This window comes from Hydrogenophaga sp. RAC07 (assembly GCF_001713375.1).
In the GTDB taxonomy this organism is placed as follows: domain Bacteria; phylum Pseudomonadota; class Gammaproteobacteria; order Burkholderiales; family Burkholderiaceae_C; genus Hydrogenophaga.
In genome coordinates, this window is sequence record NZ_CP016449.1 from 2,090,499 (window position 1) to 2,107,836 (window position 17,338).

General features: G+C 64.5%; 21 protein-coding genes and 1 tRNA gene. 10 read left to right on the forward strand and 12 right to left on the reverse strand.

Translation table 11 applies throughout. The features are described 5' to 3' along the window. Positions 1-2: 2 nt before the first annotated feature. Together ispF and ispD are read right to left on the reverse strand one after the other, a co-directional pair. On the reverse strand, positions 3-497 hold the full coding sequence (gene ispF, locus BSY239_RS09755; protein WP_069046681.1) for a 2-C-methyl-D-erythritol 2,4-cyclodiphosphate synthase: 495 nt from the start codon (positions 495-497) through the stop codon (positions 3-5). Beyond that, positions 494-1,228, reverse strand: a complete 735-nt coding sequence (gene ispD, locus BSY239_RS09760; protein ID WP_069048899.1) for a 2-C-methyl-D-erythritol 4-phosphate cytidylyltransferase — start codon at positions 1,226-1,228, stop codon at positions 494-496. Before ispD ends, ispF begins: the two co-directional genes overlap by 4 nt. Positions 1,229-1,311: 83 nt before the next feature. Between ispD and mfd the strand changes: the two genes are divergently transcribed. The 8 genes from mfd to BSY239_RS22410 all read left to right on the forward strand — a co-directional run bounded on the left by mfd (position 1,312) and on the right by BSY239_RS22410 (position 7,658). Continuing rightward, positions 1,312-4,794, forward strand: a complete 3,483-nt coding sequence (mfd, locus tag BSY239_RS09765; protein WP_069046682.1) for a transcription-repair coupling factor — start codon at positions 1,312-1,314, stop codon at positions 4,792-4,794. Between the two features lie 10 nt (positions 4,795-4,804). After that, on the forward strand, positions 4,805-5,530 hold the full coding sequence (serB, locus tag BSY239_RS09770; protein WP_069046683.1) for a phosphoserine phosphatase SerB: 726 nt from the start codon (positions 4,805-4,807) through the stop codon (positions 5,528-5,530). 158 nt (positions 5,531-5,688) lie between these two features. Continuing rightward, positions 5,689-6,006 (forward strand): BON domain-containing protein, encoded by a 318-nt coding sequence (locus BSY239_RS09775; RefSeq protein WP_069046684.1) that lies wholly within the window; start codon positions 5,689-5,691, stop codon positions 6,004-6,006. Between the two features lie 74 nt (positions 6,007-6,080). Beyond that, positions 6,081-6,275: a glycine zipper 2TM domain-containing protein gene (locus BSY239_RS09780; RefSeq protein ID WP_442905801.1), complete on the forward strand. Its 195-nt coding sequence runs from the start codon at positions 6,081-6,083 to the stop codon at positions 6,273-6,275. 59 nt (positions 6,276-6,334) lie between these two features. After that, positions 6,335-6,712 (forward strand): hypothetical protein, encoded by a 378-nt coding sequence (locus BSY239_RS09785; RefSeq protein WP_069046686.1) that lies wholly within the window; start codon positions 6,335-6,337, stop codon positions 6,710-6,712. Positions 6,713-6,729: 17 nt separating this feature from the next. Then, positions 6,730-7,113, forward strand: a complete 384-nt coding sequence (locus tag BSY239_RS09790; protein WP_069046687.1) for a hypothetical protein — start codon at positions 6,730-6,732, stop codon at positions 7,111-7,113. Beyond that, a complete protein-coding gene (locus tag BSY239_RS09795) occupies positions 7,110-7,493 on the forward strand; it encodes a hypothetical protein (RefSeq protein ID WP_156775447.1) in 384 nt (127 codons plus the stop codon). Before BSY239_RS09790 ends, BSY239_RS09795 begins: the two co-directional genes overlap by 4 nt. Positions 7,494-7,508: 15 nt before the next feature. Then, complete coding sequence (locus BSY239_RS22410; protein WP_156406473.1) at positions 7,509-7,658, forward strand: lmo0937 family membrane protein; 150 nt, start codon at positions 7,509-7,511, stop codon at positions 7,656-7,658. 15 nt (positions 7,659-7,673) lie between these two features. Here BSY239_RS22410 and BSY239_RS09800 read toward each other — a convergent pair whose 3' ends face one another. Continuing rightward, on the reverse strand, positions 7,674-8,033 hold the full coding sequence (locus tag BSY239_RS09800) for a translation initiation factor Sui1 (RefSeq protein ID WP_069046689.1): 360 nt from the start codon (positions 8,031-8,033) through the stop codon (positions 7,674-7,676). A 74-nt stretch (positions 8,034-8,107) separates the two neighbouring features. On the opposite strand from BSY239_RS09800, the gene BSY239_RS09805 reads away from it, so the two are divergent. Both BSY239_RS09805 and BSY239_RS22415 read left to right on the forward strand, forming a co-directional pair. Then, entirely contained in the window at positions 8,108-9,361 is a 1,254-nt protein-coding gene (locus BSY239_RS09805) for a DEAD/DEAH box helicase (protein ID WP_069046690.1), read from the forward strand. Between the two features lie 483 nt (positions 9,362-9,844). Beyond that, positions 9,845-10,624, forward strand: a complete 780-nt coding sequence (locus tag BSY239_RS22415; protein WP_236944170.1) for a PEP-CTERM sorting domain-containing protein — start codon at positions 9,845-9,847, stop codon at positions 10,622-10,624. Between the two features lie 154 nt (positions 10,625-10,778). Here the strand turns inward: BSY239_RS22415 and BSY239_RS09815 are convergent. The 9 genes from BSY239_RS09815 to iscR all read right to left on the reverse strand — a co-directional run bounded on the left by BSY239_RS09815 (position 10,779) and on the right by iscR (position 17,053). After that, positions 10,779-10,853, reverse strand: a tRNA-Val gene (locus BSY239_RS09815). Positions 10,854-10,922: 69 nt separating this feature from the next. Then, complete coding sequence (gene dnaQ / locus BSY239_RS09820; protein WP_172823093.1) at positions 10,923-11,630, reverse strand: DNA polymerase III subunit epsilon; 708 nt, start codon at positions 11,628-11,630, stop codon at positions 10,923-10,925. Further along, positions 11,630-11,968: an ISC system 2Fe-2S type ferredoxin gene (fdx, locus tag BSY239_RS09825; protein ID WP_069046692.1), complete on the reverse strand. Its 339-nt coding sequence runs from the start codon at positions 11,966-11,968 to the stop codon at positions 11,630-11,632. Before fdx ends, dnaQ begins: the two co-directional genes overlap by 1 nt. 5 nt (positions 11,969-11,973) lie before the next feature. After that, positions 11,974-13,845, reverse strand: coding sequence for a Fe-S protein assembly chaperone HscA (gene hscA / locus BSY239_RS09830; protein WP_069046693.1), 1,872 nt, complete (start codon positions 13,843-13,845; stop codon positions 11,974-11,976). A gap of 28 nt (positions 13,846-13,873) precedes the next feature. After that, positions 13,874-14,392 carry a Fe-S protein assembly co-chaperone HscB gene (hscB, locus tag BSY239_RS09835; RefSeq protein ID WP_069048901.1) on the reverse strand — a complete coding sequence of 173 codons (519 nt, stop codon included), beginning with the start codon at positions 14,390-14,392 and terminating at the stop codon, positions 13,874-13,876. A gap of 65 nt (positions 14,393-14,457) precedes the next feature. Further along, entirely contained in the window at positions 14,458-14,781 is a 324-nt protein-coding gene (iscA, locus tag BSY239_RS09840) for an iron-sulfur cluster assembly protein IscA (protein WP_069046694.1), read from the reverse strand. A gap of 12 nt (positions 14,782-14,793) precedes the next feature. Further along, on the reverse strand, positions 14,794-15,180 hold the full coding sequence (gene iscU / locus BSY239_RS09845) for a Fe-S cluster assembly scaffold IscU (RefSeq protein WP_069046695.1): 387 nt from the start codon (positions 15,178-15,180) through the stop codon (positions 14,794-14,796). A gap of 12 nt (positions 15,181-15,192) precedes the next feature. Then, positions 15,193-16,410, reverse strand: coding sequence for an IscS subfamily cysteine desulfurase (locus tag BSY239_RS09850; RefSeq protein ID WP_069046696.1), 1,218 nt, complete (start codon positions 16,408-16,410; stop codon positions 15,193-15,195). A gap of 106 nt (positions 16,411-16,516) precedes the next feature. Continuing rightward, a complete protein-coding gene (gene iscR / locus BSY239_RS09855; protein WP_069046697.1) occupies positions 16,517-17,053 on the reverse strand; it encodes a Fe-S cluster assembly transcriptional regulator IscR in 537 nt (178 codons plus the stop codon). Positions 17,054-17,338: the final 285 nt, after the last annotated feature.

Genomic DNA, 17,338 nt, shown 5'->3' on the forward strand with positions numbered 1-17,338 from the left:
GTTCAGGCGGGCTTGAACAGCATGGCCACCGCGCGAGCTTCGATCGACAAGCCCTGCCCCACCGGGCCGATCTTCTCGGCGGTTTTGGCTTTCACGTTCACCTGCGCGGGCGTCAAGTCCAGCGTGCGGGCGATGCCCTCCACCATGGACAGGATGTGCGGCGCGAGCTTGGGCGCTTGCGCGATCACGGTGCTGTCGACATTGCCGATCTCGAAGCCCGCTTCGCGCACACGCCGAGCGGCTTCCTTCAACAACACGCTCGAATCGGCGCCCTTGAAGCGCTCGTCGGTGTCGGGGAAATGGCGACCGATGTCGCCAAGTGCGGCGGCACCCAGCAAGGCGTCGGTGATGGCGTGCAGCAGCACGTCGGCATCGGAATGGCCGAGCAGACCTTGCGGGTGCGGGATGTGCACGCCTCCGATGATGAGCTTGCGGCCGGGCACGAGCGCGTGCACATCCCACCCCTCGCCGATGCGAAACGTCGGGGTGGTCTTCATGCGCGGCTCCTGAAAATGGCTTCGGCCAGCGCGAAGTCGTCGGGGTAGGTGATCTTGAAATTGCGCGCACTGCCGGGCACCAGCAGCGGTCGATGGCCAGCCATTTCCATGGCACTGGCTTCGTCGGTCACGCCAGCAAAGTCCTGCCCAGCCGTGGCCGCCAGCGCTGCGTGCAGCACGCCCAGGCGAAACATCTGGGGCGTTTGTGCGAGCCACTTGTCCGAACGGTCCACGGTGGCGACCGCGCGCCCGTCAGCCTCGGCCTTGAGCGTGTCGGGCAGGGGAATGGCCAGCAGGCCACCCACCGGGTCGTGCTGGCAGGCATCGATCAGCGCATCGACCATGGGCGGTGTGACCAGGCAGCGCGCAGCGTCATGCACCAACACCCAGTCGTTCGGGTTCGTGCCCTGGTCCAGCAGGGCCTGCAAGCCGTTGAACACGCTCTCGGCGCGTGTTCCGCCACCACAGCGCAGCGCGGTGACGCCGGGGTAGCCCGTGGTCCAGAAGGCGTCACCGGGAGCGGCCACCACCACGATGCGATCCAGCCGCGTCACCGCACGCAAGGCCTCCAGCGTGTGCAAGACCATCGGCAAATCGAGGATGGGTTGGTACTGCTTGGGGACTTCGGTGCCTGCGCGCGAACCGGTGCCAGCGCATGGCAGCAAGGCGTGGCAGTGGATGCCGACCTCTGGAGGGGGGTGGGGGGTCAATTCGTGGGCGGCATCGGACATGGGTGGCTGCATTCTAAAATCAGAGCTCACACACCCCCTGTTCTCCTGGACCGGGGGTGTTCGTCATGGAAACACCGCCCGTCATGGACCTCCCCAAACTCTCCCCCGGCAAACGCTTCACCCTGCCCCACCCCGGCGGTTCGGCCGACGCGTTGCTGCTGGCCAAACTCGCCGCACGCGACAAGGCCGCAGGACGTCTCACGGCGATCATCACGTCGGACGCCAACGACGCGCAGCGACTCATTGAAGAAATGGCGTTCTTCGCGCCCGAGCTGCGCTGCGCGCTGTTTCCCGACTGGGAGACCCTGCCCTACGACACCTTCTCGCCGCACCAGGACCTGATCAGCGAACGGCTGGCCACGCTGTGGCGCATCTCCCAGCGGGACAAGGACACCGGCGCCGACGTGGTGCTGGTGCCGGCCACCACCGCGCTGTACCGCGTGGCGCCGCCGGCGTTTCTGGCTGGCTACACCTTCCAGTTCAAGGTCAAGCAAAAGCTGGACGAAGCACGCCTGAAAAGCCAGCTCACGCTCGCGGGCTACCAGCACGTGACCCAGGTGGTGAGCCCGGGCGAGTACGCGGTGCGCGGCGGTTTGATCGACCTCTTCCCCATGGGCAGCCTGGTGCCCTACCGCGTGGACCTGTTCGACGACGAGATCGACAGCATCCGCACCTTCGACCCCGACAGCCAGCGCAGCCTGTACCCAGTGCCCGAGGTGCGGCTGCTGCCCGGGCGCGAGTTCCCCATGGACGATGGTGCGCGCGCCAAATTCCGCAGCCGCTGGCGCGAACTGCTCGATGGCGACCCCACCAAGAGCCGCATCTACAAGGACATGGGCAACGGCGTGGCCACCGCCGGCATCGAGTACTACCTGCCCCTGTTCTTCGACGACACGGCCACGGTGTTCGACTACCTCGGTGCCGACGCCACGGTGGTGTTGCACGGCGATCTGGAACCGGCCTTCCAGCGTTTCTGGCAAGACACCAAAGACCGCTACCGCCTGGTGCATGGCGACCCGGAACGCCCGGTGTTGCCGCCCGATTCGCTGTTCCTGAGCGTGGAGCAGTTTTATGCGCGGGCCAACGCGCATGCGCAGCTCTCGGTGCGCCCGGTGCAGGCCGAGCAGGAGCACAGCGCTTTCGCGCAGAAGCTGGGCGACCTCTCGGTGGTGCGCGGCGCCGAAGACCCGCTCTCGCGCCTGCAAGGCCACATCCGCAACACCGCGCAACGCGTGCTGCTGCTGGCCGAGAGCGATGGCCGGCGCGAGAGCCTGCTCGACTTCTTGCGTGCCAGCGGCGTCAGTCCGCCAGCCTTCGATTCGCTGCTCGAGTTTCAGACCAGCAGCGAAAAGCTGGGCATCGCCACCGCTGCGCTCTCCACCGGTTTCTCGTGGCTCGAAGACGGCATCGACTTCGTCACCGAAACCGAGCTCTTCGCGGCCGGCCCCACCACGCGTCGGCGCAAGAAACAGGAACAGGTCAGCGACGTCGATGCGCTGATCAAGGACCTCTCGGAGCTCAACCTGGGCGACCCGGTGGTTCACATCGCCCACGGCATCGGGCGCTACCGCGGCCTGATCAACCTGGACATGGGCGAGAAAAACGCCGACGGCACGCCAGCGCTGATGGAGTTCCTGCACCTCGAGTACGCCGACAAGGCCGTGCTCTACGTGCCGGTGAGCCAGCTGCAATTGATCGGCCGCTACACCGGCGTGAGCGCCGATGAGGCGCCTTTGCACCGCCTGGGCAGCGGCCAGTGGGAGAAGGCCAAGCGCAAGGCGGCCGAGCAGGTGCGCGATGCGGCGGCCGAGTTGCTCAACATCTACGCGCGCCGCGCCGCGCGCCAGGGCCACGCCTTCCGCTACTCCGCGCAGGACTACGAGGTGTTCGCCAACGACTTCGGCTTCGAGGAAACCGCGGACCAGCGCGCGGCCATCCACGCCGTGATCCAGGACATGATCAGCCCGCGCCCGATGGACCGGCTGGTGTGCGGCGACGTGGGTTTCGGCAAGACCGAAGTCGCCCTGCGCGCGGCCTTCGTGGCGGTGACCGGTGGGCGTCAGGTGGCCCTGCTGGCACCCACCACGCTGCTCGCCGAACAGCACTACCAGACGCTGGTGGACCGCTTTGCCAAGTGGCCGGTGAAGATCGCCGAGATGAGCCGCTTTCGCTCGGCAAAAGAGATCACCCTGGCAGCGAAAGGCCTGGCCGACGGTTCGGTGGACATCGTGGTCGGCACACACAAGCTGCTGAGCGAAAGTGTGAAGTTCAAGGACCTGGGCCTGCTCATCATCGACGAGGAACACCGCTTCGGCGTGCGCCACAAGGAACAGATGAAGGCGCTGCGCGCCGAGGTGGATGTGCTCACGCTGACCGCCACGCCGATCCCGCGCACGCTGGGCATGGCGCTCGAAGGCCTGCGCGATCTGAGCGTGATCGCCACCGCGCCGCAGCGCCGTCTGGCCATCAAGACCTTCGTGCGCAACGAAGGCAACGGCGTGATCCGCGAAGCGGTGCTGCGCGAGCTCAAGCGCGGCGGGCAGGTGTACTTTCTGCACAACGAGGTCGACACCATCGAGAACCGCCGGCAGAAGCTCGAAGAAATATTGCCCGAGGCACGCATTGCCATTGCCCACGGCCAGATGCCCGAGCGCGAGCTGGAGCGCGTGATGCGCGACTTTGTGGCGCAGCGCTTCAACGTGCTGCTGTGCTCCACCATCATCGAAACCGGCATCGACGTGCCCACCGCCAACACCATCGTGATGGCGCGCGCCGACAAGTTCGGTCTGGCGCAGCTGCACCAGCTGCGCGGACGCGTGGGCCGCAGCCACCACCAGGCTTATGCCTACCTCATGGTCCCCGACATCGAGGGTCTGACCAAACAGGCCGCCCAGCGCCTGGACGCGATCCAGCAGATGGAAGAGCTCGGCAGCGGCTTCTATCTGGCCATGCACGACCTCGAGATCCGAGGTGCCGGCGAGGTGCTGGGCGAGAACCAGAGCGGCAACATGCTCGAAGTCGGCTTCCAGCTCTACAACGAGATGCTGAGTGAAGCCGTGCGTTCACTCAAAGCCGGCCGCGAACCCGACCTGCTCTCGCCGCTCTCGGTCACGACCGACATCAACCTGCATGCGCCCGCCCTGCTGCCCAGCGACTACTGCGGCGACGTGCACCTGCGCCTCTCGTTCTACAAGAAGCTCGCCACCGCGCAGACCACCGACCAGGTGGACGGCTTGCTCGAAGAGATCGTGGACCGCTTCGGCAAACTGCCGCCCCAGGCGCAGACGCTGGTGGACGTGCACCGCCTGCGTGTTCTCAGCGCACCTTACGGCGTGGTGAAGGTGGACGCGGCACCCGGTGTGATCCAGATCACCTTCCGCCCCAACCCGCCGTTTGACTCCATGCGCATCATCGAACTGATCCAGAAGAACCGCCACATCAAACTCGCCGGCAACGAGAAGCTGCGCATCGAGCGCGCACTGCCCGAAGTGAAGGATCGCGTGCAGCTGGTGCGCGACGTGCTGCGTTCGCTCGGCCAACCGACACAACAACCCACCACCGTTTGACCCTCATCCCATGACCACCGCCACCGAATTCGCCCCCGGCCTCACCGTTCAAGGCTTCACGCCCCCGCTCAAGCTCAGCGATTTCAAGCTGATCGCCTTCGACATGGACTCCACGCTCATCAGCATCGAGTGCGTGGACGAGATTGCCGACGCGGTGGGCAAGAAAGCCGAGGTCGCCGCGATCACCGAAGCGGCCATGCGCGGTGAAATTGCCGACTACAAGGACAGCCTGCGCCAGCGCGTGGCGCTGTTGCGTGGCGTGACCATCGCCGACATGGAGAAGGTCTACACCGAGCGCCTGCGCATCAATCCCGGAGCGGCCGAGCTCATCACCGCCTGCAAGGCGGCGGGCTTGAAGGTGCTGCTGGTTTCTGGCGGCTTCACCTTTTTCAGCGAGCGTGTGCGTGAGCGCCTGGGCATCGACTTCACGCGCGCCAACGTGCTCGAAGTGGAGAGCGGTCCGAACTGCGGCCAGCTCACCGGCCGCATGGTCGACCAGCCCTGGGGCGACATTTGCGACGGTGCCGAGAAGCGCCGCACCCTGCTCGAAGTGGCCTCGTTGCTGGGCATCGAGCCCGCACAGTGCATCGCCATGGGCGACGGCGCCAACGACCTGCCCATGATGGGCGTGGCGGGTCTTTCGGTGGCTTACCACGCCAAGCCCGCGGTGCGCGCCCAGGCCATGGTGGCGATCAACGAAGGTGGTCTGGACCGCCTGCTCGGCGTGTTGCGCTGAGGCCGATTCGTCGGTCAGGTCTGGGTGCGTCAGCGCACAGACGGGTGTGAAATGTCCTTTTAGAGTCAACACATTGGCGCCGGAACACCCTGTTCTGCGCCATGCGGTGACCTTGCGAACTCGTTGGGCCACGCGTCCCAACCACTCCAAGGAACTCCATGAAAACACGTCAATTTTTCCCCGTCCTGATGCTCGCCGTGGCCGCTTCGGTCGTCACCCTGGCTGGCTGCGGTTCGACCGCCACCCAGTCCGGCACCGGTCAGTACCTGGACGACACCGCCATCACCGGCAAGGTGAAGGCCGCGATCTTCAACGACGCTTCGCTGAAGTCCGCCGAGATCAACGTCGAGACCTTCAAGGGTGCTGTGCAGCTGAGCGGCTTTGTGAACTCGCAAGCCGACATCCAGCGCGCCGTGGCCGTGGCACAAGGCGTTGCCGGTGTGAAGTCGGTCAAGAACGACATGCGCATGAAGTGAACTGAGCCTCAACGCTCGGTTTTTCACCCACCCAGACCCAGGAGATCACCATGAAATCCATTGCAACGCGCTCAATGACGATCGCAGCTTCCATCGCCCTGTTGGCCGGCCTCACGGCCTGCAGCGGCATGTCCCGTCAGGACCAGAACACCGCCATCGGCGCGGGTGCTGGTGCGGTCGGCGGCGCTGTGCTGACCGGTGGCAGCACCATGGGCACACTGGGTGGCGCCGCCATCGGTGGCCTGATCGGCAACCAGGTCGGCAAGTGACCCAGGAGCCGGCGCAAGCCGGCTTCTGATTCATTGTTTTCTCTTCAAGAAGGACGCTCATGATCACGAACGACAAAACCGTCGGAGATGAAATCTCCAAGTTTGCAAACACCGCAGAGCGCGCCGCCAGCACGGCACGCAAAGGCTTCGACCAGGGTCTGCACGACGTGTCCAACGGACTCGAGCACGCACGTTCGGAAACCGGCAATGCCCTGCGCCAGCTCGCGTCCGAATCGGACGCCCTGCTGCACCGCGGCCTGGACAAGGTGCGCGACGCCTCTGGCCAACTGCGCGAGAAATCGCTGTACGCCAAAGACGCTGCATCGACCTACATCCAGCACGAACCCATGAAGTCGGTGCTCATGGCCGCTGCCGTGGGCGCTGGTCTGATGGCGCTGGTCGCGCTGTTCAGCCGCAACAGCCACAACGGCCGCTGATCGCGGACCCGGCTCCCATGCTCCACCCCGTGTTCCGCCTGGCGGCGTCACAACCGCAGCTGCTGGCCGAGCACGCAGCCGGCTACGCCGGTTTGCTGGCCGAAGAAGTGGCCAGCAGCGGTGCGCACATCAAACGGCGCATCACCTTGCAGATCGTCGGGCTCCTGAGCCTGATGGTCGCCAGCATCCTGGCTGGCGTGGCGGTGTTGCTGTGGGCTTCGTTGCCCCCGGCCTCGCTGCAGCAGCCCTGGCTGCTGTGGTTCACCCCGTTGATTCCCACGGCATTGGGCATTTTCGCCATCGTGTTGGCCAGTAACCGCGAAGCGCCGCCCGCGTTTGCCACCCTGCGTGAGCAGTTTGCGCAAGACGCGTCGTTGCTGCGCAGGACGACCGCGCCATGACCCCATCTGAATCTTCCGTGCAGCGCCTCGCGCGCAGCCGCGCCCAGGTGGTGCAATGGCTGGACAAAGACCAGACCCGTCGAGACGCCTTCTCGCACAGCGGCCTGGGGCAACTCACGGCCCTGCCGTGGATCCGGCGCATCGGCAGCCATCCGCTGGCCAGTTTGGCCTTGGGTGCGGTCACGAAATGGTGGATGAAGCCGCGTGCAACGCAATCGTCGGCCACAGGGGTGCTTGCGCTGGGCACGGGCCTCGGCCTGCTGCGCCGCCGTCCGGTGCTGACGCTGGCCACCGTGGCGGTGATCGGTGCCGTGACCTGGTGGACCCAGTTCCGCAAGCGTCCGGCCATCTCGACAAACGCCCCTCCCAGCTTCCGATAGAAACAAGGAAAACCCATGCTCTACACCATCGCCGTCGTTCTGCTCGTTCTCTGGCTGCTTGGCCTGGTCACCTCCACCACCCTGGGCGGCTTCGTCCACGTGTTGCTGGTGATCGCCGTGGTCATGGTGCTGTTGCGCCTGATCAGCGGACGCAAGCCCTTCTGATGTGGACGCGGGCGCTCAGCCGCCCGCTCGTTTCACGGTGTGGCCTTGCGCCTGGAGCGCGGCCACCACCTTGTCCACGTGATCGCCCTGGATCTCGATCACGCCGTCCTTGACGGTGCCCCCCGATCCACAAGCCGCCTTCAGCCGCTTGCCCAGTTCAGCCAGCTCCAGGCTTGCAAGCGCCACACCCTTCACCAGCGTCACGGCCTTGCCGCCGCGGCCCTTGGTCTCGCGCGACACCCGCACCACACCGTCACCCGCAGGCACAACAGCCTGTTTGCACACGCATTGCGCCATCGGCTGACGGCACACCGGGCACATGCGGCCCGCTTCGGTGGAATACACCAGACCCCCGGTGGAAAGCTTGTTTTTCATGGGGCTGGATCGTAGCCTGCCCAAGGTTCTCCAGCACGCCCGACCGGTACACTGGCCCGAACCACTCGAACACCATGCCATTCCACGCCCTGGGCCTTGCGCCCGCCCTCGCCCAAGCCGCTGCCGAACTCGGCTTCACCACCCCCACACCCATTCAAAAGGCGGCCGTTCCCGCAGTACTGAGCGGAAGTGACGTGCTCGCCACTGCCCAGACGGGTTCCGGCAAGACCGCGGCTTACGTGCTGCCGCTGCTGCAGCGGCTGATGGCGGGTACCGACCACACCCCACGGCGTGTGCGCGCGCTGGTGCTGGTGCCCACGCGCGAGCTGGCAGCGCAGGTGGGCGAAGTCGTGCGCAGCCTGGCGCAACACCTGCCCACCAGAACCAAAACCGCCGTGTTGTTTGGCGGCGTGTCCATCAACCCGCAGATGCTTGCGCTGCGTGGCGGCGCCGACGTGGTGGTGGCCACACCGGGGCGGCTGCTCGACCTGGTGGAGCACAACGCCCTGAAACTCGCCAGCGTGGACCTGCTGGTGCTCGACGAAGCCGACCGCCTGCTCGACCTCGGCTTTGCCGACGAACTGGCCCGCGTGCTGGCGCTGCTGCCCGCCGCGCGGCAGAACCTCTTTTTCTCGGCCACCTTCCCACCCGCAGTGCAGGAGCTGGCCAACACCCTGTTGCACGAGCCGCAACGCATCGACGTGCCCAGGGTCGAGGTGCAGGAAGCGGTGGTGCTGCAACAGGCTTACCTAGTGGACACCACACGCCGCACGCAGCTGCTGCGCCAGCTCATCAAGACCCAGGGGTGGCAGCGCGTGCTGGTCTTCGTGGCCACGCAGTACCTGGCCGAGCGCGTGGCCTCCAAACTGCACCAGGGCGACCTCTACGCAACATCGTTCCACGGCGGCTTGAGCCAGGGTGCGCGCAAGCAGGCGCTGGACGAGTTCAAGGAAAAGCGCTGGGACGTGATCGTGACCACCGACCTGGCCGCGCGCGGCATCGACATCAGCGAGCTGCCGGTGGTGGTGAACTACGACCTGCCCCGCTCGGCCGTGGACTATGTGCACCGCATCGGCCGCACCGGCCGTGCCGGCGCCAACGGACTGGCGGTGAGCTTTGTGACGCCGGCCTCCCAGGCGCATTGGCACCTGATTGAAAAACGCCAGGGCCTGAGCCTGCCGCTGGAGGTGGTGCCCGGTCTGGAGCCCCTTGAGGTCGCACCGGTGAGCGAGGCTGGCGGGGGCGTCAAAGGCAAACGACCGAGCAAAAAGGACAAGTTGCGCGCGGCGGCCGCGCGGGACGCGTCTTCGGATCCTTCGACATCCTGAGCCGCCGGGCTGTGCATGCGCACGCCTGATCGCCACGCGTGGCCACGAGGCCTCGGTCTGGGTGGCAAAGCTTCGGGACCTTCCTGAACGCGCGGAAGCAACTCCCGCTGCGCAAGCGACGCGCATGCTTGCGGGCCCGGTTCTGGGCAATGCCGAACATCGAGGTCAATTCATCGGCCTCAGTGCCAAATCAAGTGCCCGCTCTCTGAGCAACTCGACTGGTTGCGAGCCGGACCAGAGCACAGGCGCCCTGAATCCCATCGATTCCTTGTCAAAGACTCCAACGGGTTGCCCTCGCGTGCCCCTACAGCCGCATGTGCCCCTTGGCGCCCGACCCGGCAACGTCCTGAAATCAAATTCGGGGGAGAAATCACCGGAATTGAGCATGCTCAATGCCACCCCATCAGGAGAGCGCAGCATCCAAACGAAGCATTTGACCGATACCTTCGTACACGGGAATGCTTGTTGCAGCAGGAGTTGGACATGAAACCCAGAAAAATCCTGAGACACCTTGGAAACAGTGCGCTGGTCTCTGCTTTGTTGGCGTTCAGTTCGGCGTCAGACGCCGCCCTGGTGACCCAGCTCATTCACTTCGACGACGCGGGCAATGGATGGAAGTGGTACAGCGATGTTGATACCAATTTCCTCTTCAACCCGACCAACCTCCAGTCCTCGACGCAATGCGCCGATTCGACCAATGGCGGCAACGGCAGTTGCGTTATCGAAAGCAACCAGGGCGTACTTCCCCTCATGACGCGCCCGGCTGTTGGTCCAACTTCGCAGGGTTCCGCCAACCAGGACCCGGACGCATCGGGCCTATTGGCGTTCACGCTGGATTCGTTCTACTTCCTTCTAACGGGCAATGGGACGGGCTCGGAAAATGCGATCAGTGTCTCGGGCAGCAACGGTGCCAATTACACGTTTCAGTTGGGCGGCAACTACGATGCAGCTGGCGCACCCGACGTTGCCTTCTACGAGGGTGTCAATGCGGGTGACCCGGCGGGAGATCTGGGCAAGAACATTGGGTACGTTGCATCGTTTGACAATCTGTTCGAAGGGGTCAGCTGGATTCAGTTTTCAGCTCCTTCTTCCGCTCAAGTCCGACTCGACTGTGTCGTCGCCACGTTCGAAGGCACGACGACACAACCCCGTTCGTCCTTCAACGGGGGTTGTGGTGGCGGCCAGATCCCTGAGCCCGGAACACTTGCGCTGTTGGGCTTTGGCCTGTTGGGCGTGATGCGCCTGGCAGGACGCAGAAGGTGAGCCCGAGTTCCTTCAAACGCCGGACTCTGCGTCGCCAAAGTGCTGGCGAAACAGCCCGGCGAAGCGAGCCGGTCAAGAGTTGCGTACGGACGGCAAACACGCAAGAAAAAAGCCCTTGCGATCGCTCGCAAGGGCTTGGTTCACAGCTGTGTGCTGGTGGGCGGTGCAGGGTTCGAACCTGCGACCCCTGCCGTGTGAAGGCAGTGCTCTACCACTGAGCTAACCGCCCGAAAAATCGGATCCGTTTGTTGGTTCGATCTGTCGGAAGCCTCAGATTATAGCCAGGTTTTGCGGCGCTTCAGGCCGCTTGCAGCGAACGCCACACGGTTTTTCCTTTGCTGGCCTTGTCGAGGTCGGCCAACACGCCGTCGTGCGCCTGCGCCTCCTGTTCATTGGCGAGCAGCACCGGCAGTTCGAAGCTGCTCAAGTCCAGCGATTCCGTGAGTCCATTCTCGTCGGGCGCATCGCCCAGGTCCATGAGCAGCGCGTCCTGGCCACGCGTCATGTTGATATAGACATCCGCCAGCAACTCGGCATCGAGCAGCGCGCCGTGCAGCGTGCGCCCCGAGTTGTCCACGCCCAGGCGGTCGCACAGCGCGTCCAGGCCGTTGCGCTTGCCGGGAAACATTTCCTTGGCCATCACCAGGCTGTCGGTCACCTGGCCTATGACCGTATTGATGCGTGGACGTCCGAGACGCTCCAGCTCCTTGTTGAGGAAACTGATGTCGAACGGCGCGTTGTGGATGATCAGTTCGGCGTCGCGCAGGTACTCGAGCAGCTCGTCGGCAATCGCCGCGAACTTGGGCTTGTCGCGCAGGAACTCGTTGCTGATGCCGTGCACCTTGAGCGCGTCCTCGTGGCTGTCGCGCTCGGGGTTCACATAAAAGTGCAGGTTGTTGCCGGTGAGCTTGCGGTTGAGCAGCTCCACACAGCCAATCTCGATGATGCGGTCGCCGTTGTCGGCGGACAGGCCGGTGGTTTCCGTGTCAAGGACGATCTGGCGCATCAGTGCAGTTCCTTCGCGTGGTTGATCGAGTACTTGGGAATTTCCACCGTCACGTCGTCCTGCGCGAGGATGGCCTGGCACGACAACCGCGAGTTGGGTTCCAGACCCCAGGCACGGTCGAGCAGGTCTTCTTCCGTCTCGTCGAGTTCGTTGAGGCTGTTGAAGCCTTCGCGCACGATGACGTGGCAGGTGGTGCAGGCCGCGCTCATGTCGCAGGCGTGTTCGATGTTGATCTTGTTGTCGAGCAAGGCTTCACAGATCGAGGTGCCCGCGGGTGCCGTGATGCTGGCGCCTTGGGGGCAGTATTCGGGATGGGGCAGGATCTTGATGATGGGCATGGGGTTCAGACTTCTTCGAGTTTCTTGCCGGACAAGGCTTGCTGGATGCCGCGGTTCATGCGCAGTGCGGCAAAGGGTTCGGTGGCTTTGGCCAGGGCGCTGGTGGCGGCTTCGATCGCCTGGGCGTCGTCGCCCGCTGCGGTGGCCCCCAGTGCAGCGACAAGGGCGTCGATCTGCTCGCGCTCACCGGCCTCCAACAGGTCGGCGTCGGCCGCGAGCGCGGTGCGTGTGGCAGCAATCATGCGGTCAGCGTCCACGCGGGCCTCGACCAGCGCGCGCGCCTTGATGTCTTGTTCTGCGGTGGCGAAGCTGTCCTGCAACATGGCGGCGATCTGCTCGTCGGACAAGCCGTAGGCAGGCTTCACGTCCACGCGCGCCTCCACGCCACTGCCCTGCTCTTTCGCGCTGACCGACAGCAGGCCGTCGGCGTCCACGGTGAAGGTCACGCGGATGCGCGCCGCGCCGGCCACCATGGGCGGAATGCCGCGCAGCTCGAAGCGCGCGAGGCTGCGGCAATCGGCCACCAGATCGCGTTCGCCCTGCACCACGTGCAGCGCGAGCGCGGTCTGGCCATCCTGGTAGGTGGTGAAGTCCTGCGCCAGCGCAGTGGGAATGGCGCTGTTGCGCGGCACGATGCGCTCGACCAGGCCGCCCATGGTCTCGATGCCGAGCGAGAGCGGAATCACGTCCAGCAGCAGCAGGTCACCATCGCGGCTGTTGCCTGCCAAGGCGTTTGCCTGGATGGCGGCGCCCAGCGCCACCACCTCGTCGGGATTGAGGTTGGTCAGCGGCTCCTGACCGAAGAATTCCCCCACGGTGCGGCGCACCACCGGCATGCGGGTCGAACCACCGACCATGACGACGCCCTGGACTTCCTCTTTGGTGATGCCGGCGTCGCGCAAAACCTTGCGCACCGCAGTCATGGTCCGGGCGGTCAACGCGGCGGTGCAGGTCTCGAAGTCGGCGGGCGTGACGATCTGCTCAACGGCAGTGCCCGCCACAGCGGCGCGGAAGGTTTCACTCGCGGAGGACGACAGCGCCTCTTTCACGCGACGCGCCTCGGCGTGCACAGCGGCGCGTTCCGAGGCGTTGAGCGAAGCGCTCACGCCGGTCTGAGCGAGCACCCAGGCGGCCAGCGCCTGGTCGTAGTCGTCACCGCCCAGCGCCGAGTCGCCGCCGGTGGCCATGACCTCGAAGACGCCCTTGGTGAGGCGCAAGATGGAAATGTCGAAGGTGCCACCACCCAGATCGTAAATGGCGTAGACGCCTTCGGAGCTGTTGTCCAGGCCGTAGGCAATGGCCGCAGCGGTGGGTTCGTTGATCAGGCGCAGCACGTTGATGCCGGCGAGTTGGGCGGCATCTTTGGTGGCCTGGCGTTGTGCGTCGTCGAAGTACGCGGGCACGGTGATCACCGCGCCGTAGAGTTCGTCGTCGAAACTGTCCTCGGCGCGAAACCGCAATGTGGCCAGGATTTCGGCGCTCACCTCCATCGGTGTCTTGCGGCCGGCCACGGTCTCGATCACGGCCATGCCGTCCTGCTCGACCACGGTGTACGGCAGCTTGTCCACGTCAACCACCTGCGCACGGCCGCGGCCCATGAGGCGCTTGACCGAACTCACCGTGTTGGCGGGATCCTGCACCTGCGCGGCCAGCGCGTCAAAACCGATCTGCCGGCCGGAGCCGCCCGGGGCCGGATCGAGGTACCGCACCACGCTGGGCAGGATCACGCGGCCATCGGTGGCAGGCAGGCATTCGGCGATGCCGTGACGCACTGCGGCCACCAGGGAATGGGTGGTGCCCAGGTCGATGCCCACCGCCACACGGCGTTGGTGTGGGTCGAGGGACTGGCCGGGTTCGGAAATCTGCAGAAGCGCCATGGGTCACGATCGGTTCAAAAACAACCGCCTATTGTCCCAGCAGATCGATGCGGCTTTCCACATCGCGCGCAAAGCGCTCAACGAACATAAGGGCTCTGACCTGCTGGGCCAGCGCGGGCCAGTCGCGCGAGTCGTCGGCGGTGGCCTGCAAGCCTTGCAACATGGTGCGGCGCGCCTGGGCCACGTCGTCTGCCATGCGCTCCAGATCGTCCAGCCCACTGGCCTCTTCCAGGTCTTCGCGCCACTGCATCTGCTGCATGAGGAACGCCGTGGGCATGGCGGTGTTGTTCTCAGCCTGGATGGGCGCGCCGTTCAGCTCGCACAGGTAGGCCGCGCGCTTGAGCGGATCTTTCAGGCGCTGGTAGGCCTCGTTGATGCGCACAGACCATTGCATGGCCTGGCGCTGGGCCGGTGCGTCGGCGGTGGCAAACCGGTCAGGGTGGGCTTCGCGCTGCAGGTCTTTCCAGCGTGCGTCCAGCGCGTCGCGGTCCACCGCAAAGCCGGGCTCAATGCCGAATATCTCGAAGTCGTTGGATTGCAGGTTCAGATTCATAAAACAAAAGCCGCCGACGCTGTGACGCGCGGGCGGCTTGAATGGGAGCCACTAAAACATCAAACCCGGAAGCTCTCACCGCAACCGCAACGGTCGCGTTCGTTCGGGTTGTTGAAACGGAAGCCCTCGTTGAGGCCTTCGCGCACAAAGTCGAGCTGTGTGCCGTCGATGTAGGCCAGGCTCTTGGGATCGACCAGCACCTTCACGCCGTTGTCCTCGAACACCACGTCTTCCGGTGCGATCTCGTCGGCATATTCCAGCTTGTAGGCCATGCCGGAGCAACCCGTGGTCTTCACGCCCAGGCGCACACCCACACCCTTGCCACGCTTGGCAATGTAGCGGGTCACGTGGCGCGCTGCGGCTTCAGAAATGGAAATGGACATGGCGCCTCGAACTCAGTGGCTGTGCTTTTTGCGGTAGTCGTCCACCGCGGCCTTGATCGCGTCTTCGGCCAGGATGGAGCAATGGATCTTGACCGGCGGCAAGGCCAGCTCTTCGGCGATCTGGCTGTTCTTCAGCGCAGCCGCTTCATCCAGCGTTTTGCCCTTGACCCATTCGGTCACGAGCGAGCTGGAGGCAATGGCAGAGCCGCAGCCGTAGGTCTTGAAGCGCGCATCTTCGATCACGCCCGTGGTCGGGTTGACCTTGATCTGCAGCTTCATCACGTCGCCGCATGCGGGCGCGCCCACCATGCCGGTGCCGACGCTGTCATCGCCCTTTTCGAACGAACCCACATTGCGGGGGTTTTCATAGTGGTCAACCACTTTTTCTGAATAAGCCATGATCTTTCTCCTTCAGTGTGCTGCCCACTGGATGGTGGACAGGTCGATACCGTCTTTGAACATTTCCCACAAGGGGGACAACTCGCGCAACTTGGCCACGTTCTCCTTGATCGTGGCAATCGCGTAGTCAACTTCTTCTTCGGTCGTCCAGCGGCCAATCGTCATGCGCAGGCTGCTGTGGGCGAGTTCGTCGCTGCGGCCCAGGGCGCGCAGCACATAGCTGGGCTCCAGGCTGGCCGAGGTGCAGGCCGAGCCCGACGACACCGCCAGGCCCTTGATGCCCATGATCAGCGACTCGCCCTCAACGTAGTTGAAGCTCATGTTGAGGTTGTGCGGCACGCGCCTGGACTCGTGACCGTTGATGAAGACTTCTTCCACGTCCTTCAGGCCCGCCAGCATGCGGTCGTGCAGGGCCTGGATGCGCTGGTTTTCTTCATGCATCTCGGCCTTGGCAATGCGGTAGGCCTCTCCCATGCCCACGCACTGGTGGGTCGGCAGCGTGCCCGAGCGCATGCCGCGCTCGTGACCACCACCGTGCATTTGCGCTTCGATGCGGATGCGTGGCTTGCGGCGCACGTACAGGGCACCGATGCCCTTGGGGCCATAGGTCTTGTGCGAGGTCAAGCTCATCAGATCGACCGGCAGCGTCTGCAGGTCGATGTCGACACGGCCGGTGGCCTGGGCAGCATCCACGTGGAAGATGACGCCCTTCTCGCGGCAGATCGCTCCGATGGCGGCGATGTCCTGGATCACACCGATTTCGTTGTTCACGAACATGACCGAAGCCAGGATGGTGTCGGGGCGGATCGCGGCCTTGAAGGCCTCCAGATCGAGCAAACCATCGGCCTGCACGTCCAGGTAGGTCACCTCAAAACCCTGGCGCTCCAGTTCGCGCATGGTGTCGAGCACCGCCTTGTGCTCGGTCTTCACCGTGATGAGGTGCTTGCCCTTGGTCTTGTAAAAATGGGCCGCGCCTTTGAGCGCGAGGTTGTTCGACTCTGTCGCACCGCTGGTCCACACGATTTCGCGAGGGTCGGCGTTGATCAGGGCCGCCACTTGCTCACGCGCGGTTTCCACCGCTTTCTCGGCTTCCCAACCCCATGCGTGGCTGCGCGACGCCGGGTTGCCGAAGTGTTCGCGCAGCCAGGGAATCATGGCGTCCACCACCCGCGGATCGCAGGGGTTGGTGGCGCTGTAGTCCATGTAGATGGGGAAGTGGGGAGTGCTCATGACTGACGGTCTCGGGGCTTGCTGAAGGAATCAGGAAAACAATGGTGCCGGGGCTGGCTGACGCACAACCTGCGCTTGCCCGGAGCCAGGCTCCGGGCCTGCAGGCTCATTTGGAGAACGCAGCCCCGCCCAGTGCGAACACCGAGTTGGGCGCGTTCACGCGAATGGGCTTGACCACCGGGGCGCTGGAGATGGCGCGCTTGATCATGGGCGCGTTCTCCACCACCACGCCTTTGGCGAGCTGATCGTCCACCAACGACTGGAGGGACACGGAGTCCAGGAAATCCACCATCTTGGTGTTGAGCGCGGCCCACAGTTCGTGGGTCATGCAGCGGTGTCCTTCACCCAGGCAGTTCTCCTTGCCACCGCATTGCGTGGCGTCGATCGGCTCGTCCACCGACACGATGATGTCGGCCACGGTGATCTCGGATGCCTTGCGGCCCAGGGTATAGCCACCGCCCGGCCCACGCGTCGATTCGACGAGTTCGTGGCGGCGCAGCTTGCCGAACAGCTGTTCGAGGTAAGACAACGAAATCTGCTGGCGCTGGCTGATGGCGGCGAGCGTGACAGGTCCGTTGTTCTGGCGCAGGGCCAGATCAATCATGGCTGTGACCGCAAAGCGGCCTTTGGACGTGAGGCGCATTTTTCAAGCTCCTTGAATGTTGGCTTGACTGTCGTTGACTGGCCCACGGGTGTGACCCCCTGAACCCCTTCTCCGCCCACCCTGACCAGTGCTGGTCGCTTCATCGAAGGCTTTCCCGACTGTTTTCGTCGAGTATAGCGTAAAAGCCTAGTGATTTGCTCAGCATCTTAAACCACAAACGTCATTTGTCCATGACAAACAGCGTTTATGACCACAAAGACCAGAAAGATACTGATCGGTCTCCCGTGACCAGGCAGAGCCTTGTGTGTGACCGGGTTTCACCCA

What these genes read in the sequence shown, in the direction of transcription:
- BSY239_RS09800 (WP_069046689.1), bottom strand. Translation starts at nt 8,033, where the DNA reads ATGAAAAACAAGCTTTCCACCGGGGGTCTGGTGTATTCCACCGAAGCG.
- BSY239_RS09790 (WP_069046687.1), top strand. Translation starts at nt 6,730, where the DNA reads ATGCTCCACCCCGTGTTCCGCCTGGCGGCGTCACAACCGCAGCTGCTG.
- BSY239_RS09780 (WP_442905801.1), top strand. Translation starts at nt 6,081, where the DNA reads ATGACGATCGCAGCTTCCATCGCCCTGTTGGCCGGCCTCACGGCCTGC.
- BSY239_RS09805 (WP_069046690.1), top strand. Translation starts at nt 8,108, where the DNA reads ATGCCATTCCACGCCCTGGGCCTTGCGCCCGCCCTCGCCCAAGCCGCT.
- ispF (WP_069046681.1), bottom strand. Translation starts at nt 497, where the DNA reads ATGAAGACCACCCCGACGTTTCGCATCGGCGAGGGGTGGGATGTGCAC.
- dnaQ (WP_172823093.1), bottom strand. Translation starts at nt 11,630, where the DNA reads ATGCGCCAGATCGTCCTTGACACGGAAACCACCGGCCTGTCCGCCGAC.
- iscA (WP_069046694.1), bottom strand. Translation starts at nt 14,781, where the DNA reads ATGTCCATTTCCATTTCTGAAGCCGCAGCGCGCCACGTGACCCGCTAC.
- fdx (WP_069046692.1), bottom strand. Translation starts at nt 11,968, where the DNA reads ATGCCCATCATCAAGATCCTGCCCCATCCCGAATACTGCCCCCAAGGC.
- BSY239_RS09795 (WP_156775447.1), top strand. Translation starts at nt 7,110, where the DNA reads ATGACCCCATCTGAATCTTCCGTGCAGCGCCTCGCGCGCAGCCGCGCC.
- hscA (WP_069046693.1), bottom strand. Translation starts at nt 13,845, where the DNA reads ATGGCGCTTCTGCAGATTTCCGAACCCGGCCAGTCCCTCGACCCACAC.
- BSY239_RS09785 (WP_069046686.1), top strand. Translation starts at nt 6,335, where the DNA reads ATGATCACGAACGACAAAACCGTCGGAGATGAAATCTCCAAGTTTGCA.
- iscU (WP_069046695.1), bottom strand. Translation starts at nt 15,180, where the DNA reads ATGGCTTATTCAGAAAAAGTGGTTGACCACTATGAAAACCCCCGCAAT.
- BSY239_RS09775 (WP_069046684.1), top strand. Translation starts at nt 5,689, where the DNA reads ATGAAAACACGTCAATTTTTCCCCGTCCTGATGCTCGCCGTGGCCGCT.
- BSY239_RS22410 (WP_156406473.1), top strand. Translation starts at nt 7,509, where the DNA reads ATGCTCTACACCATCGCCGTCGTTCTGCTCGTTCTCTGGCTGCTTGGC.
- BSY239_RS09850 (WP_069046696.1), bottom strand. Translation starts at nt 16,410, where the DNA reads ATGAGCACTCCCCACTTCCCCATCTACATGGACTACAGCGCCACCAAC.
- mfd (WP_069046682.1), top strand. Translation starts at nt 1,312, where the DNA reads ATGGACCTCCCCAAACTCTCCCCCGGCAAACGCTTCACCCTGCCCCAC.
- BSY239_RS22415 (WP_236944170.1), top strand. Translation starts at nt 9,845, where the DNA reads ATGAAACCCAGAAAAATCCTGAGACACCTTGGAAACAGTGCGCTGGTC.
- serB (WP_069046683.1), top strand. Translation starts at nt 4,805, where the DNA reads ATGACCACCGCCACCGAATTCGCCCCCGGCCTCACCGTTCAAGGCTTC.
- iscR (WP_069046697.1), bottom strand. Translation starts at nt 17,053, where the DNA reads ATGCGCCTCACGTCCAAAGGCCGCTTTGCGGTCACAGCCATGATTGAT.
- ispD (WP_069048899.1), bottom strand. Translation starts at nt 1,228, where the DNA reads ATGTCCGATGCCGCCCACGAATTGACCCCCCACCCCCCTCCAGAGGTC.